This window comes from [Leptolyngbya] sp. PCC 7376, from assembly GCF_000316605.1.
Classification (GTDB): domain Bacteria; phylum Cyanobacteriota; class Cyanobacteriia; order Cyanobacteriales; family MRBY01; genus MRBY01.
Window position 1 is genome coordinate 1,968,541 of the sequence record NC_019683.1, and the last position, 14,183, is coordinate 1,982,723.

Sequence of the window (14,183 nt, forward strand, 5' to 3'; positions counted from 1 at the left end):
AATCCCTACTTAATGATATTTCTAACGCACAAACTGAGGCATCATTTCAGCGGCAGTAAAGATACCGGATAAACCTTGCTTTTGGAGCCAAATACCAGTTTTCAGATAACCAAACGCTGGACCACAAACATTAGCTGCCATACTGGTTTCATCACCAAGCGTGAATGTGTGTGTCGAAATCTTGCCTTCAAACGTCCGACCAGTTATCTGCACATTGGTGCTGAGAGGCTTCTTCGGATTGCGAGTATCCACAATGCCACCAACAGTCACCTGATCACGGGAGCAGATTCCTGCCATTTCGAGCATCACATCATCCGCATGCTCCATATTTTCGAGGGAAATAATACCATTGGTTTCATCTAATAAAGCTTCTACTTCCGCATCGGTCATCGCACGTGCCTTTTCCACATCAAACTCAGGCATATGTGCAATATCTTCACGAATAGTTGCCCGGTAAGCTTCCCAATTTGCGATACCCACACCGAACGTAATTTCCACACTGTGAATTTCAGCATAGCTTTGAGCTGCAACCGATGCAGCTGCGGTGAGCAGACCAGGCGTTGCACCACAGCCAGTCATGTAGGTAATACCAGCATCTTTAACATCATCGCGTAGGGTGAAAATTTGCTCCATTGCGCTAGTACGTTTGAGAGCATCAACTAACACACCAGTCCAATCAGATTTCACGAATTGGCGGGTTACATCTGCCATAAATGTATTGGGAAGATTCGGCAGGGCAAGGAAAAAGCCATCAACATCAGAATTCTCGATAAGATCAGCAATGCTGTCATTGCTGAGGACACCGCCATTCTCAACATGGCCAACAGAACCTTGGCTGTTGTAAGCGGCAATACAAGTATTTGGGTCTAGGCCTTCGGGGTTGTAAACATAGCCTTTCTTGTCGGCAGCGGCCACGAGAATCATTTCAGATTTGGGCGCGAGTACACGGGCAGCAGCTTGTCCTAAGCCTCCAAAGCCCAAGACACCAACACGAATTACATTACTCATAGATTTTCTTCTCTATAGAATTCAAAAATTTTCGACGATATACCGACTGTCTATTATCGGTAGAAATTGAGTTAAATCCCACGAATTTTTCTTAACGCATCCATAAATGCAGGGGGAAGTTTACGCATCACTTTGCCTTTCTCGCGATCAATGCTCACAAGGATGATTTGAGCAGTGAGGTAAAGCTCTTTACCATCAGGAGATTCGATTCGATTTTCCCACTCCATCCGGACGCCTTTCATTTCCTGCATACGTACTTTAACAATCGCCTCCATACCCATACGCAATGGACGATGGTAACGGGTATTTAATTCGACAACAGGCAAATCACAACCTAGTTGAACGAATTCGGCATAGTCCATTCCGATAGATTTGAGGCAGGCGACCCGTGCTTCTTCGAGCCAATTTATATAGTTACCGTGCCAGACGATACCAGCGTAATCGGTATGGTGGGGATACACAGTAATGGGATATTCAAACCAAGGCTCACTGGTCGCATGGAGGTCTGGGGGACGGGCGATCGCCGTAGTGGGAAGTTCCTTTGATTCAGTTGCCATCACACTTACTCCATCGTCATTTCGCTAAATAAAAATAGAAAACCCATCGGATTTTAGGCGGCTTTGTCTCGCTGGAGGCGTTTCATATGGGTAAACAGTTGCCAGGAATAATCACTCGACAGTTTTGCCGTCACAGCTCCCCGCATCACAATGTAAAAATACCAATCGTCTGGTGGCACTTCCTGAGGTTCTTTTTCCACAACAACGTAGGTGCGGACATCTTGGTAGAGTCTGCCTTCACATTGCACATTGATGAGTTCATGGCGGTAGCCATTATGGGGAACTTCCTCACGAATATCGAGGCGATCGCTCACTCGCCATGGCAACTTATATAAAACCCCTTCCACACAGCTACCCCGATGGGGCACAACATCTAAGACACCACAACTTTGACGCTTGGGCGATAGACGATTGAAAGCAAGCCGATGATCCTGCAAAATTCCTTTCCCCACCACAAGGGCATGGGCATCCTCACCAATTGTCCGTTCCAAGTCCACTGGACACATACAGGAGCCGTAAGCAAAGTAATAAAAACTATCGAGCGCTACAGCAGCATCAGTCTTGGCGGAGATCTGAGGGATTGAATCTGTGGGAATGGAAAAGTCAGCAGGATCAAAGGACATAGGCACTTCACTTCAAGTGTGGGGTTTTAAACTTAGGAGCGCACGGACAACACACGCAAAATCAACCCGGTGGCCAATCCAGTGGGCGATCGCCTAAAAGATGTAGATGTAGATGAAAAACCGTTTGACCGCCATGCTCACCATTGTTAATCACCACACGAAAACCCTTTGTGAGATTTTCTTGGGCTGCAATCTTTTGAACAACCAGTAATAAATGACCCAGAAGCGCTTGGTCTTCAGCCTCCGCCTTTTCCAACATCGGAATCGGTTTTTTGGGGATTACCAAAATATGGACAGGGGCTTGGGGCGTAATATCTCGAAATGCTAGCGACAAATCATCTTCGTATACGATGTCTGCTGGAATTTCCCGTCGAATAATTTTCTCGAAAAGCGTATCGCTCATGGACTGTAGCTTATAGGAGTCTATAGAGCGATATTGTATCCGCTTCCATAGACCGACATTGCCTCTATTAAGTTCAGTTAAGCAATCAACGCTCGTTGATCACAAATGGAAAAGAATCTAAACTTTTTCGCTTACGAGCTAGATTGGCATTAAGATAGTGTCCTTAAAGTCAGATTCTTACATTTACTGACTGTTCTTAACATAGTTGGCATAGTCCTCAGTCTGGCAAAAGTTTGCCAACGTGAAAGCGTAAACCTAGGGTTTCAGTTTCCGAAACACAATGCCTTTTCACATTGAGTACTTCTAAACTGCGTTCAAAGAGAAAAACTGTTTCTAAACCCCCTTGTTTCCCCATTGGCGATAATTCCCCAAAATCCATTGTCAATCTGTAGGGAGTATGAGACATTAAAGCTCTCTTCACCGATGGTTCTAAGCGCTTACTCAAGCGCTGTGGCTCCGCCCTCAGAGAGATAATTGCGCCAACGCAAAAATCACGTTCACAAGTGATCTAGCACACTGCACAAAACATCAATTATCTAGAATATATTTGGTGAGTTCCCTCAAGGGAAACGTGCATCTTCAGACAATCGTAAAACTGTCCTAGTTATATGTTTTATCCGTCGTATTTCAATACACAATAAAAGCTCAAATTTAAGCTTGGAGTTTATTCTCAGATTATGACCCAGATCACCTACCTAAAATTTATTAACTTCCTTAGGGAAGAGTTGTCAATTCCTGGTGAATCCATCTCTGTGATGGATCGCCACTGGCAAAAGAATTCTTCGCTCTCGCCTTTACCGATGGTCTTGTGGCAATACGGTTTAGTAACGCTTGAACAGTTAGATCTCATCTACGACTGGCTCGCAACGATTTAAAACTGTCGTAGTCAATCCAAAATTGTGGGTATGACTATTAGGTGAATTCAAGTAAATCACATATGTTATTGACAATTTATGTTTCCGGAGTGGGTGGCAATCAGTTGATGCCACCCATTCTTATTTTCTTGGGAATTCTATTTATAAAAGACGAAGGAAAAAGGCTGTTTCAATTTTGTAACGCCGGACTGATTCGAGAAAACGAGTCGTTAAGCTGGAAACAAATTTAGTGAATGTGACACGCATGACCCCTGAAGTTGCTGCTCCCCCTGATCTAGAAAATTTGGCGATCGCCACGTTTAATTTGACGAAGCGATTTGATCGACATGTAGCGGTCAATGACCTTGAGCTTCAGGTTCAATCTGGCGAAGTGTATGGATTAATTGGGCCGAATGGTGCGGGAAAAACCACCCTAATTCGGATGTTAGCCACAGCAGAAGAGCCGACTCTTGGTGATATTTATATCCATGGCGATCGCCTGCGTCGTGACGATAGTAACCCCCACATTAAACAAAGACTTGGTTATCTCCCAGACGATTTTCCCCTCTACGATGATTTGACTGTCTGGGATTATTTAGATTATTTTGCGCGCCTCTACAATCTCCGCCAACCTAGGAGACGTCGCCGTTTGAGCGAGGTATTAGAACTCGTCCAGCTCACCCACAAACGCGATGATCGAATTGCTACCCTCTCGCGAGGGATGAAGCAACGTTTGAGTCTTGCCCGGACAATCATTCATGAACCACTTTTGTTGTTACTAGATGAGCCAGTATCTGGTCTCGACCCCATTGCGCGGATGCAATTTCGCGAAATCATAAAGGTTTTACAAGAAGCAGGGATGACCATTTTGATCTCGTCCCATGTCCTCAGTGATTTGGCAGAACTCTGTTCCTCGGTGGGTATTATGGAATTGGGCTACCTTGTCGAAAGTACCTCCCTTGATGACTTGTATAAGCGGTTATCTCGCCAACATTTGGTAATTTCAACCCTAGAGTCGTTAGATACTCTCGAAAGTGAACTGAAAAATAATGCTTTAGTGCGAGGTTGGGAACCAGCCATGAAACTTTCTGATGGCGATCGCCACGGCGGACACCGTCTCAAAGTGGAATTTGATGGCACTCCCCAAGACAGTACCCAACTCCTAAAAAACCTGATTGCTGCTGATATTTCAGTATCAGAGTTTTATGCGAAGACCGAAGATTTAGAAAGCATTTTCCTCAAACTCGGACACCAACAAACCAGTTAGTCTACAAGTTTTTCCTGTTTATCGTTTTTTATCCCTGCCCTTTCTTTCCAAAAAGAACATGTTTTTAAATAAATGGATTGACCGTATTGGCGACTGGAATCCCCAGTTATTTCGCGAACTGAAAGGTCGGTTAACTCGAAAATCTATCGGTCTGATGGTTCTCGTTTCTGGCATAATCCAGAGCTTGGTTTATTTTAGTTTTTCGAGTTCATTACCCTATTCAGGTCAAAACACCCATCATTATTGCGTTGGCACAGCACCGGCCAATTGGGATCCAGAGCACTATCTATACAGCAATCAAAATTGGTGTCTGACAGATTCGTTAGGCAATATTACGTCACTCAATTGGCCGTTGTGGTGGACAGAAATGTTTATCTCCATTGCCCTACTCGGTTTCTTTGGGATATTGATTGGTGGGACTTATCTACTCATTCAAGATCTCAGTAAGGAGCAGCGACAAGGCACTCTAAATTTTGTCACCCTCACCCCACAATCTGCGCTGGCGATCGCCCTCGGAAAGATTATGGGTGTTCCCACTTTTATCTATGGCATGATTGCCTTTGCCCTACCGTTACACCTCTGGGCAGGACTAAAAGGCGCCATTCCATTACATCTCATCATGCTTTTCTATGGTGTATTAGCAGCTTGCTGTCTCTTTGCCTTTAGTGGCGCAATCCTTTATGCTCTCGTCGGCAAAGGCGGCTCTGCGCTGAAATCTTGGTTAGCGAGTGGCGCACTGTTTTATTTCTCGTCCATGACCACCATGTTCATCATGCATGAAACTCCCCATGTCGCGAACATGATGGATGGCGTAACGTTATTAAACCCCACCCATTTGCTGCATTATTTGGTGCAAGCAACCGCAGTGGCCGATCAGGTGGATTGGTTCCGATACGATAGTCTCGGTGAAATCACATTTTATGGTGTACCCGCTTGGAACTCAGTTTTAGGGGCGACGTTAGCTCATCTGATGATTTATGGGGTTGGGACATATTGGTTCGCTCAAGCTTTTAAACGTAAATTCCATAATGCCCAAGGCACGCTCATTAGTAAGAGCCAAAGTTATTGGCTAACAGCTTCTTTGGTAACCATCAGTCTTGGCTTTACGGTACAAGAACCTTATACCTATTCGTCAGATTACAATAACTGGCTGATGAATTTTGGGATGCTGGCGATTTCTGGTGTCCTCTATATTTTGGTTCTGACGACAGCTCTCTCTCCATCATTCCAATCGATTCAAGATTGGACTCGTTATCAAGGGAAACATAGCTGGCGGGAATGGCTCTTCGGGGAGCGAAGCCCAGCAATTTGGGCGATCGCCTTAAATACTGTGATCGGATTTTTGCCCATCATTCTGGCTGGATTCGTCGTCATCGAAAAACAATATTATTTGGAATTTACCATTGGCCTCGTAATGCAGGGACTAATGGCAATCTTGCTAGCTGCAATCGGCATGCGTTTTCTCCTCAGTCGTCACCGAAAACGGGCAATTTTCGCAGCGACAATTGTGCTCAGCTGTATCTTTCTTCCCCTCATGATCTTTGCCTTTGGCTCGATTAATCCTGAGTTCAATCCAGCTCCTTGGCTCTGGACGATTACGCCAGTGGTGGTCACTCAATTTGCAGGGCCAGCGACATTAATTGCCAATCTCATGGGACAAATTGTGGCGATCACCGTCATTAATCAAATCATTCAGCAACGTTTGCACCAAATTGGCAGCTCTGAACTGAAACAACTTTTAGCATCGACCCCAGAAAGTGCTACCTCATAGCCTCAAAACATGTAGACTCTCATTTGTTTCTCACCATGACAAAACTGCTTGATCAGATCGGTAACTGGAACCCTCAACTCTTTCGAGAACTAAAAGGACGATTTAGGCGGCGTAATTTGGCGATCGCCGTGGGTACATCCTTGGTGGCACAAATCATGATGCTCCTCGGATATTCCGGCGGCTTGCCGGATCCACTCCTCAGAGAAACCTATAATCGCTATTGCACTGGCTATAACGACGAATATTGGCGTTCAACCTATCAATGCATTTCAACAGCAGCAGGAGATGCCTGGCAAGTTAATTGGCAATTGTGGAATTTTGACCTCTTTGTCGGCCTGAGTATGCTCGGTGCAGTGGTCTTACTTGTGATCGGTTCCCACCTAATTAGCGCAGATCTGATTAAAGAAGAGAAACGCGGCACCTTAGGATTTGTCCGTCTCAGTCCGCAGGCATTACACCGCATTATTATCGGCAAAATTTTGGGAGTTCCTAGTCTCATTTATCTGGGGATTGCCCTAGCACTGCCTTTACATCTCTGGGTTGGTTTACAAGCTGGTATTACATTGCCTTGGATCGGCATGGTAGATCTTGTGATCATCGGTGCTTGTATCGCGTCCTATAGTTTGGCAACCCTGATCAGTTTTGTCGGACAAGACTTTTTTGGGGGATTCCAATCTTGGCTTTATAGCGGCAGTTTAGGTTTCTATCTCATGGTGACGAGCATCATGGGTTTCGATTCCAACTTCCCAGTAAATAACTCCTTTGATTGGCTCAGACTATTTTATCCAGGGAATATTTTTTATTACATCGTTGATAGCAACTCCCTCGAACCAGAGGTCATTCATTATTTCGAGCCGAGTGGATTGTTTTCAACAGAATTTTTCCATTCGACGGCTTGGTCTACAGGTTTTCTAGGCTTAGTATTAATGGCGGGACATTACTTTGTACTCACTTCAATTTCTTGGGAAGGGATTCAACGTCGCTTTTATGAGCCCCAAGCCACAATCATTTCGAAGCGGACAGGCTATATTGCGGCTATTTTGACAACTTTTATGCTGGTCGGCTTTGTCGCTGTTGGTAATCGTGATTATCGTTTGCTCGGTAATTTTGAGGGATTACAAGTCTTCTATCTCTTGCTATTTTTCACTTTGACATTTTGTCTCACACCCAAGCGTCAGCGCGTACAAGATTGGTTTAGAGATCGTCAGACAAGTCGTTATGCGAAGCAGTTTTGGAGTGATTTACTATGGGGTGATCGCAGTCCAGCTCTGTTGGCGATCGCCGTGATGCTAGCCTTCTCAACTGGGATTATGGCAATTGTGGCGATCAAAGATCCATTAGTCACTGAAACAGGAGCTGTGCTCGTCGGACTCACTTTGCAAGCGGGCTTTCTATTTATTTGTGCCTGTATTGTGCAATTGATTTTCCTACAAACTCGAAAACAGGGAGTGTTGTTAGTTGTCTCCTTGAGCACATTGACCATTGCGCCATTCTTGGTCTATATCATCTTTAACCATCGTTTTCCATCGGTTGTGGCCTTGGGATTATTCTCTGCTTTCCCGATTAATGCTGCTGTCGATGCCGTTGCTCACCTCGCACTGTGGGCGATCGCCGGTCAGTGTATCGCCATGATTTCAGGCGCTTGGTATATCCAGAGATCCATCCAGAATATTGGCGCTTCCGAACTAAAAACTTTGCTCACCCCACCCGCCGAATCCTCAAAAAACATGCTAACCTAGGGAACTGATTAGGGCACGTAGCTCAGTTGGATAGAGTATCAGATTCCGGTTCTGAGGGTCGGGGGTTCGAATCCCTCCGTGCTCGCTTCTAATTCAGTTTCCAGACGTAATTGAGAAATTGCGCAAGGCTTTTAGCGACTGATGTTAAGCATTGGTCGTTTTTTGTTGCAATTTCCAAGCCACATCTAGGTCGATTGATATACTAATTCACTAAGTTTTCTCCTGAAGTAACCTTGTCTGAAACTATGTCGGCTGAACCGATCCCACCCATTACCCTACCGCCGATTACTGATCCTGACATTGAGGGAGAGTGGTTACGGCGATCGCTCCAAAAATGGCTCGACGAAGAATTTTTACCAGAGCCTGCCAATATTAAAATCGCAGAACGAGCAAAACAAATTTATGTCCGCCAGCGGCTAGAAGGGGAAAATGATCTAGGTTCCCTTGTAATTGCGATCGTCACTGAAATGCGATCTTTTAACTTCAAAGAGTCTTTTTATGGCGAATTTGCAGTGGCAAATGCTGTTAGTGATCTCATCCTCGATAGTCTCGGTATTGATCGCTGTTGTGGCAACTAAACAAGTCGCTTCACCAAGTATCAATCATTTCATGAAAGATTCTGAATCCCCTTTGGCACAATGCTTAGGGGATTTTGTGTAGGAAAACACACCAAGCTTAATCCCGTGATCAACGTCACATTATTCCGAGATTGCGGTAACTATCACCTGGTAATTTTCATCTTGGCATCATCATGATCAACCTCATGATGACGTCACTAGCAGCATCACAGGGAAAGAGCTGAAATCAAGCGATACTTATAGACATAGAGAACGAGCAACAATTTTCTTTCAGGGAGCTAAAGCTCATGTCATTTCAAACTTTACTCGAAACTGCTTTACGCCAAAATTTCATCACACCAGAAACGCAAGCCATTATCGCTCAATGCTTGTGGACAGATGAAGTGACCCAACAGCAATTAAACCTTCTTCAGGTTGTGGTTGAAAAATTAGAATCTGGAAAAATGCAAGTCGTTGCATCCTAAGAACACAATCTAAGTCTTTTTCTCATCTATTTGGTTTAAACAATGGCAAGTCTCACTCTTTTTATTTCGATTATTTCTCTTTCCATTGCTTGTGCGACTCGGGAAATCCGCATAGCAAAGTAATCTAATTCCAGTTATATTGGTTGCCCAGCATTAAGAGGGAATAACGGTATTAGATTGAAGGCGCTCGCCCATCACTTCTCTAAGACGGCACATCAAATAAAACTTGGCTAATGTATCGCTCTGCCCACTGCTCATCGAATGCTTTTTCGAGAACGCGGCGGGTTTTGTCGTTTTGCTGCTGTTCAGAGCAGTAGTTCCGTTGACCTTCGAGATGAATATACTGCTGCTCTGGGGATAGAGGTGTGAGCTGATACGCCTGGGTGCAATGTACTTTTAGAAATTCTTTTACACAATCTAAAAAGAGTGCTTCCTCTACGAGAGATGTTGGGCGAACAAACACACAGTATTCAGAAAAAATATAGCCCCACTCTGGTAAGGTGCGAGGTTCTGAAAATATCATTCTGGCGTGGTTTTTCGCTAAACGTTCTTTGTATTGAGGTGACAAAGTACGTTCAGCATTGGTGGGAGACAAATCGGCGATCGCCGCACTAATCCCTCTAGGCCCTGCCACAATGTCACAGCCAAACATCGGTAACGCATACTTCGAGCGTGGAAACATTACACAGTGGAGGATGTCTAAGTTTTTACCAACCTTCGCCATTTCCAAATGCATCTTACGGAAATGTTGGCTCTGGTAACAAGTATTTTCGATAACGAGGCGTTCCCCTTCTAACTTGCCTTCGATATAGCCTAAATCCTCTGGTAGAACAAAAGGTTCCAGCTCAAGATGTTGCTGCCATGCCGCTGTGATTGCATCTGCCAACTGCTGTATGAGGGGATAAAACACTGACTTTACAGGCGAAGGATGGCTAGAGATCATACTAATTTAGTGGCGAAGGAAGGGCTGCCAACTGCCATTGCATAAGCATTCTCCGGAACATCGGAGAGGCAAAACAAGGCAAAGATAGCTTTAAAGATATACTGGTGCAGGATCAAATACTTATACATTGTTCCATAAATTAACTTTACTGTGAGAGGGCAATATGTTGGGCTTGGGTTGGCCAGAAGTGTTAGTCATCCTTGGGGTGGTCGTTTTGGTATTTGGTTCGAAGCGCATTCCTGAAGTGGGTAGTGCTCTCGGCAAAACATTACGGGGTTTTAAAGAAGAATTCGACTCTCCTGAAGAGTCAGAAGATTTTGAAGACCGTGATCTTTAAATTTCTATTTTCTTTATTTATCTATATAGTCATTGGTGCACATCGAAAGAATTTGTTGAGGGTTTGGGCGATCGCCAACCTGACAAACAATTCAGAGAGCAAGATCATCAGGGAGTCTAGGCTAGCCGTAATTTAGGGTGTCTATGATTGAAGTTGAACAACTAAACAAGAGATATGGGTCAACGTCAGCGATCACCGATTTAAGTTTTCGGGTTGACGCTGGCGAAATTGTGGGTTTTCTGGGACCAAACGGTGCAGGCAAAACCACAACAATGCGCATTCTGGCAGCTTACCTCCCAGCCAGTTCTGGCACAGCGAAAATCGCAGGTCACGATGTCCACGAAAATTCGATGGCAGTACGGCAGAACATTGGTTACTTACCAGAGAAACTGCCCCTCTATCCGGAAATGACGGTCAGTGCGTTTCTTGATTTTGTGGCGCAAATTAAAGGAATTAGTCCAGGCGATCGCCCCGAAAAGATTTCTGCAGCGATTGAAACCTGCAACTTAGAAGATCAACGCAACACTGTTATTCGTAAGTTGTCGCGAGGATTTCAGCAGCGAGTTGGCATTGCTCAGGCCATTGTCCATGAGCCACCTGTGATTATTCTCGATGAGCCCACAGTCGGTTTAGATCCGGCCCAACTCATCGAAGTCCGCAATCTGATTAAATCTCTGGCGGGCGATCGCACAGTCTTACTGTCGACCCATTTGCTCTCGGAAGTGAGTATGACTTGTACGCGGGTGGTGATGATTAACCAAGGCCGTCTCGTGGCAACAGATACCCCCGATAATCTACGGCAATTGGTCAGCGGCGATGGTGGCTACTATCTAGAGATTGACGGTAACCCAGAAGAAATAAAACCTCTATTGGCAGTTTTACCCGGTGTGCAAAAGATCAAAACAGAAATCTTGGGCGATCGCCGCGCGAGCTTAGATATTACGATTGCTGCAGATCATGAGCCTGGACGGGATATTGCCTCAATTATTGTGAGCGCTGGGATGGGATTATACGAAATGCGGCGAACTCGGTCTTCTCTTGAAGATGTCTTCCTAGAGTTAACCCGCGACGAATCAATTCCACCCGAAACCGAACCAGTAGCAGAAAAAGAAGAAACAGGCGATCGCCCCATTGCATCATGATATTGACTAATATTTTTGCGATTTTTCGACGGGAGCTCCAGCAATATTTTTATTCGCCAGTGTCCTATATATTTGCAACCTTATTTTGGTTTGTGGGTGGCATCTTTTTTCTGAGTTTTTTAACAGGGCCCGATAGCGTCGTCATGAATGTGGCACTCGAAGAACAGCGAGGTATTCCTTTACCACCTGTTGACGTTGCTGCCGAATTTTTACAGCTATTTTGGGGCGTGATGGGAGCGCTCAGTGTCTTTCTATTACCGTTGCTGTCGATGGGTCTTTATGCCGAGGAACGAAAACAAGGCACTTTAGAATTGCTTGCCACTTCACCCCTCACCAACTGGTCTGTTGCAGTCGGCAAATTATTGGGCGTAGTTTCTTTTTTTTCAGTACTGTTATTTCCCCTAATTTTGTGGGAATTGATTGTCATCAGTTCAGCGGAGCCTGCTTTTCCATTGCTACATTTTCTTTGGATGCACGTTGGCGTCATGCTCTTAGCTGCGGCGGTATTGTCCTTAGGCATGTTTATTTCATCCCTCACGGAAAGTGCTTTAATTGCCGCGATTATGACCTTTTCCCTTGTGCTGGTGCTGTGGTTGCTGGAATTATTGGGCGATCGTCTCACAGGCTATTGGGGCAGTGTGATTCGTCATATTTCCCTATTGAGACACTACAACAACTTTTTAGCGGGAATATTTGATAGTAGTAGCCTCATTTTATTCGGTAGCTATATCGTGCTAGGCGTGGTTTTGACAGCGCAATCCATCGAATACCTAAGATTTGCGCGACGGTAAACTGATATGGTTTGTTTGGTTACAGACGATACAAATCAGTCGATTCACTAGAAAATTCAGGGTGCATTTCTAGCGAAATAATCAACATTTTTAGGGGAGATTACTCCCGTCACAAGCTCTATGGGGAATTGGTCTCTTTATCTAATTTGGTGCGGTACGGCGATCGCCATCGCGGGCTTAGTGGTGCTGACGGCAGTGCAAGGCAATATTTTGCTGGCCTATGGACTGATCATGGTGGGTTTAACGCTATTAATATGCGGTGTTGCAGGTCGCAAGCAAACTCAAACTTGGTTAATGACATTTTGGTCACGCCGTTCAGTACAGTTAGGAACCAATGGTTTTTTGTCGGCGATCGCCATGCTATTCATTTGGCTATCGATTAACGGTATTGCCGCCCAATTTCCCCTTAGATTTGATTTAACCGAAACCCAGGTTAATTCCCTCTCCTCCCAGACTCGGCAAACAATCCAGACTCTCAAAGAACCTTTGAAAATTTGGCTATTTCAGGAAGTGGATGATGCCGAAGTTACACCATTCCTCGAAAATTATCGCCGTATCAATTCCCGAATTCAGTACCAATTCGTTGATCCCGATATTGATGTCCGTCTAATCCGCCGCTTTAATGTGCAAAATCGCGGCGAAGTACATCTCGAATATGGCGAGAAAACTCAATTTGTACAGACCCTTGCTGCCGAAGAATCTCTCACAGAAGCAAAACTCACCAATGCCATTCTAAGGATTACCAGTGATCGCCAGCCCCAACTCTATATTTTGCAAGGCCATGGCGAACCACCCCTTGACGACTCTCAGAAAGGCCTCGTGCAGATGGTGAAAGCATTGGAAGCCCAAGGCTATCGCGTTAATGCCCTCAATCTCATTCAAACACCAAATATTCCTGCTGATGGCGACATCATTGCGATCATTGCGCCGCAAACTGCCCTACTGCCCGGTGAAGTCGAACTCCTCCAAGAATTTCTCGACCAACAGAAAAGTCTCCTCTTTCTACTCGATCCCAATACAGATCCCAATCTCGATTCTATTCTGGAGCAATGGGGCATTGGCCTCGATCAACGCATTTTGATTGATGGCGATCGCCGCTCAGAACAACTCGGATATGGCAACACAGCAATTATCACAACCCGCTACGGCACCCACCCAATCACAAAATCCCTCGACGACGATATTTCCCTCTACCAATTTGTACGACCTATCGCAGTCAAACCGACTGCTGGCATCAAGGCAAATAGTTTTCTTCTAAGTGACGAACTTACCTGGGCAGAAAGCCAACTCCCCAGTCCCGACGCAACCTTCGACCCAGCAACAGATCTCCGAGGGCCCGTTGACTTCGGCATTGCCCTAGAATCCCAATATCGTGAGGATCTTGAACTCCCCAAAGCTCGTGTCGTTGTCATCGGCAATACGAGCCTCGCGACAAATAATGGCTTTAGCCAATATGCCAACGGCGATATCCTACTCAATGTCATGAATTGGTTAGATCAAAATCGTGATGTTTCCCTGGCAATTCGACCGAGATCGCCCGAAAATCGTCGTTTACAATTAACAACAGCCCAAGTCAATCTCATTGCGTGGCTAGGCCCAGTCATTTTCCCGCTAGGTGGCCTCATTACCGGTCTGATTCTCTTTAAAAAAAGGCGATAAAGCCACAGAATGTTGACAAAATGACCTTAAGACATCATTAATTTTGC

Annotated in this window: 15 protein-coding genes and 1 tRNA gene; 11 read left to right on the forward strand and 5 right to left on the reverse strand. The window is 45.1% G+C overall.

The window, feature by feature from the left end:
• Window positions 1-21: 21 nt before the first annotated feature.
• From LEPTO7376_RS08655 to LEPTO7376_RS08670, 4 genes are all read right to left on the reverse strand, one after another.
• Window positions 22-1,008 carry a hypothetical protein gene (locus tag LEPTO7376_RS08655; protein ID WP_015133825.1) on the reverse strand — a complete coding sequence of 329 codons (987 nt, stop codon included), beginning with the start codon at window positions 1,006-1,008 and terminating at the stop codon, window positions 22-24.
• Between the two features lie 71 nt (window positions 1,009-1,079).
• A complete protein-coding gene (locus tag LEPTO7376_RS08660; RefSeq protein ID WP_015133826.1) occupies window positions 1,080-1,565 on the reverse strand; it encodes a thioesterase family protein in 486 nt (161 codons plus the stop codon).
• A gap of 53 nt (window positions 1,566-1,618) precedes the next feature.
• A complete protein-coding gene (locus LEPTO7376_RS08665; RefSeq protein WP_015133827.1) occupies window positions 1,619-2,188 on the reverse strand; it encodes a gamma-glutamylcyclotransferase family protein in 570 nt (189 codons plus the stop codon).
• Window positions 2,189-2,249: 61 nt separating this feature from the next.
• A complete protein-coding gene (locus LEPTO7376_RS08670; RefSeq protein WP_015133828.1) occupies window positions 2,250-2,591 on the reverse strand; it encodes a histidine triad nucleotide-binding protein in 342 nt (113 codons plus the stop codon).
• A 677-nt stretch (window positions 2,592-3,268) separates the two neighbouring features.
• Between LEPTO7376_RS08670 and LEPTO7376_RS08675 the strand changes: the two genes are divergently transcribed.
• From LEPTO7376_RS08675 to LEPTO7376_RS26280, 7 genes are all read left to right on the forward strand, one after another.
• Window positions 3,269-3,466 (forward strand): DUF2949 domain-containing protein, encoded by a 198-nt coding sequence (locus tag LEPTO7376_RS08675; protein ID WP_015133830.1) that lies wholly within the window; start codon window positions 3,269-3,271, stop codon window positions 3,464-3,466.
• A gap of 244 nt (window positions 3,467-3,710) precedes the next feature.
• A complete protein-coding gene (locus tag LEPTO7376_RS08680) occupies window positions 3,711-4,712 on the forward strand; it encodes an ABC transporter ATP-binding protein (protein ID WP_015133831.1) in 1,002 nt (333 codons plus the stop codon).
• Window positions 4,713-4,770: 58 nt separating this feature from the next.
• Window positions 4,771-6,483: a hypothetical protein gene (locus LEPTO7376_RS08685; protein WP_015133832.1), complete on the forward strand. Its 1,713-nt coding sequence runs from the start codon at window positions 4,771-4,773 to the stop codon at window positions 6,481-6,483.
• A 35-nt stretch (window positions 6,484-6,518) separates the two neighbouring features.
• Window positions 6,519-8,222 (forward strand): hypothetical protein, encoded by a 1,704-nt coding sequence (locus LEPTO7376_RS08690; protein ID WP_015133833.1) that lies wholly within the window; start codon window positions 6,519-6,521, stop codon window positions 8,220-8,222.
• Window positions 8,223-8,233: 11 nt separating this feature from the next.
• Window positions 8,234-8,307, forward strand: a tRNA-Arg gene (locus tag LEPTO7376_RS08695).
• A 160-nt stretch (window positions 8,308-8,467) separates the two neighbouring features.
• On the forward strand, window positions 8,468-8,800 hold the full coding sequence (locus LEPTO7376_RS08700; protein ID WP_015133834.1) for a hypothetical protein: 333 nt from the start codon (window positions 8,468-8,470) through the stop codon (window positions 8,798-8,800).
• Window positions 8,801-9,087: 287 nt separating this feature from the next.
• Window positions 9,088-9,264, forward strand: coding sequence for a hypothetical protein (locus tag LEPTO7376_RS26280; protein ID WP_015133835.1), 177 nt, complete (start codon window positions 9,088-9,090; stop codon window positions 9,262-9,264).
• 202 nt (window positions 9,265-9,466) lie between these two features.
• Here the strand turns inward: LEPTO7376_RS26280 and LEPTO7376_RS08705 are convergent, their stop codons facing one another.
• On the reverse strand, window positions 9,467-10,207 hold the full coding sequence (locus tag LEPTO7376_RS08705; protein ID WP_015133836.1) for a phycocyanobilin:ferredoxin oxidoreductase: 741 nt from the start codon (window positions 10,205-10,207) through the stop codon (window positions 9,467-9,469).
• A gap of 163 nt (window positions 10,208-10,370) precedes the next feature.
• On the opposite strand from LEPTO7376_RS08705, the gene tatA reads away from it, so the two are divergent.
• The 4 genes from tatA (at window position 10,371) to LEPTO7376_RS08725 (ending at window position 14,136) form a co-directional block, all read left to right on the forward strand.
• Window positions 10,371-10,544: a twin-arginine translocase TatA/TatE family subunit gene (tatA, locus tag LEPTO7376_RS08710; protein WP_015133837.1), complete on the forward strand. Its 174-nt coding sequence runs from the start codon at window positions 10,371-10,373 to the stop codon at window positions 10,542-10,544.
• Window positions 10,545-10,687: 143 nt separating this feature from the next.
• Window positions 10,688-11,686 (forward strand): ABC transporter ATP-binding protein, encoded by a 999-nt coding sequence (locus LEPTO7376_RS08715; protein WP_015133838.1) that lies wholly within the window; start codon window positions 10,688-10,690, stop codon window positions 11,684-11,686.
• Window positions 11,683-12,477 (forward strand): ABC transporter permease, encoded by a 795-nt coding sequence (locus LEPTO7376_RS08720; protein WP_015133839.1) that lies wholly within the window; start codon window positions 11,683-11,685, stop codon window positions 12,475-12,477. The genes LEPTO7376_RS08715 and LEPTO7376_RS08720 overlap by 4 nt, the downstream gene beginning before the upstream one ends.
• A gap of 120 nt (window positions 12,478-12,597) precedes the next feature.
• The gene (locus LEPTO7376_RS08725) at window positions 12,598-14,136 is read left to right on the forward strand and encodes a Gldg family protein (RefSeq protein WP_015133840.1); all 1,539 of its coding nucleotides are present in this window, start codon (window positions 12,598-12,600) and stop codon (window positions 14,134-14,136) included.
• Window positions 14,137-14,183: the final 47 nt, after the last annotated feature.

Bases quoted from the DNA above. Each gene is read 5' to 3' on its own strand.
- LEPTO7376_RS08700 (WP_015133834.1), top strand. From the start codon at position 8,468: ATGTCGGCTGAACCGATCCCACCCATTACCCTACCGCCGATTACTGAT.
- LEPTO7376_RS08670 (WP_015133828.1), bottom strand. From the start codon at position 2,591: ATGAGCGATACGCTTTTCGAGAAAATTATTCGACGGGAAATTCCAGCA.
- LEPTO7376_RS08715 (WP_015133838.1), top strand. From the start codon at position 10,688: ATGATTGAAGTTGAACAACTAAACAAGAGATATGGGTCAACGTCAGCG.
- tatA (WP_015133837.1), top strand. From the start codon at position 10,371: ATGTTGGGCTTGGGTTGGCCAGAAGTGTTAGTCATCCTTGGGGTGGTC.
- LEPTO7376_RS08705 (WP_015133836.1), bottom strand. From the start codon at position 10,207: ATGATCTCTAGCCATCCTTCGCCTGTAAAGTCAGTGTTTTATCCCCTC.
- LEPTO7376_RS08660 (WP_015133826.1), bottom strand. From the start codon at position 1,565: ATGGCAACTGAATCAAAGGAACTTCCCACTACGGCGATCGCCCGTCCC.
- LEPTO7376_RS08725 (WP_015133840.1), top strand. From the start codon at position 12,598: ATGGGGAATTGGTCTCTTTATCTAATTTGGTGCGGTACGGCGATCGCC.
- LEPTO7376_RS08720 (WP_015133839.1), top strand. From the start codon at position 11,683: ATGATATTGACTAATATTTTTGCGATTTTTCGACGGGAGCTCCAGCAA.
- LEPTO7376_RS08655 (WP_015133825.1), bottom strand. From the start codon at position 1,008: ATGAGTAATGTAATTCGTGTTGGTGTCTTGGGCTTTGGAGGCTTAGGA.
- LEPTO7376_RS08665 (WP_015133827.1), bottom strand. From the start codon at position 2,188: ATGTCCTTTGATCCTGCTGACTTTTCCATTCCCACAGATTCAATCCCT.
- LEPTO7376_RS26280 (WP_015133835.1), top strand. From the start codon at position 9,088: ATGTCATTTCAAACTTTACTCGAAACTGCTTTACGCCAAAATTTCATC.
- LEPTO7376_RS08680 (WP_015133831.1), top strand. From the start codon at position 3,711: ATGACCCCTGAAGTTGCTGCTCCCCCTGATCTAGAAAATTTGGCGATC.
- LEPTO7376_RS08690 (WP_015133833.1), top strand. From the start codon at position 6,519: ATGACAAAACTGCTTGATCAGATCGGTAACTGGAACCCTCAACTCTTT.
- LEPTO7376_RS08675 (WP_015133830.1), top strand. From the start codon at position 3,269: ATGACCCAGATCACCTACCTAAAATTTATTAACTTCCTTAGGGAAGAG.
- LEPTO7376_RS08685 (WP_015133832.1), top strand. From the start codon at position 4,771: ATGTTTTTAAATAAATGGATTGACCGTATTGGCGACTGGAATCCCCAG.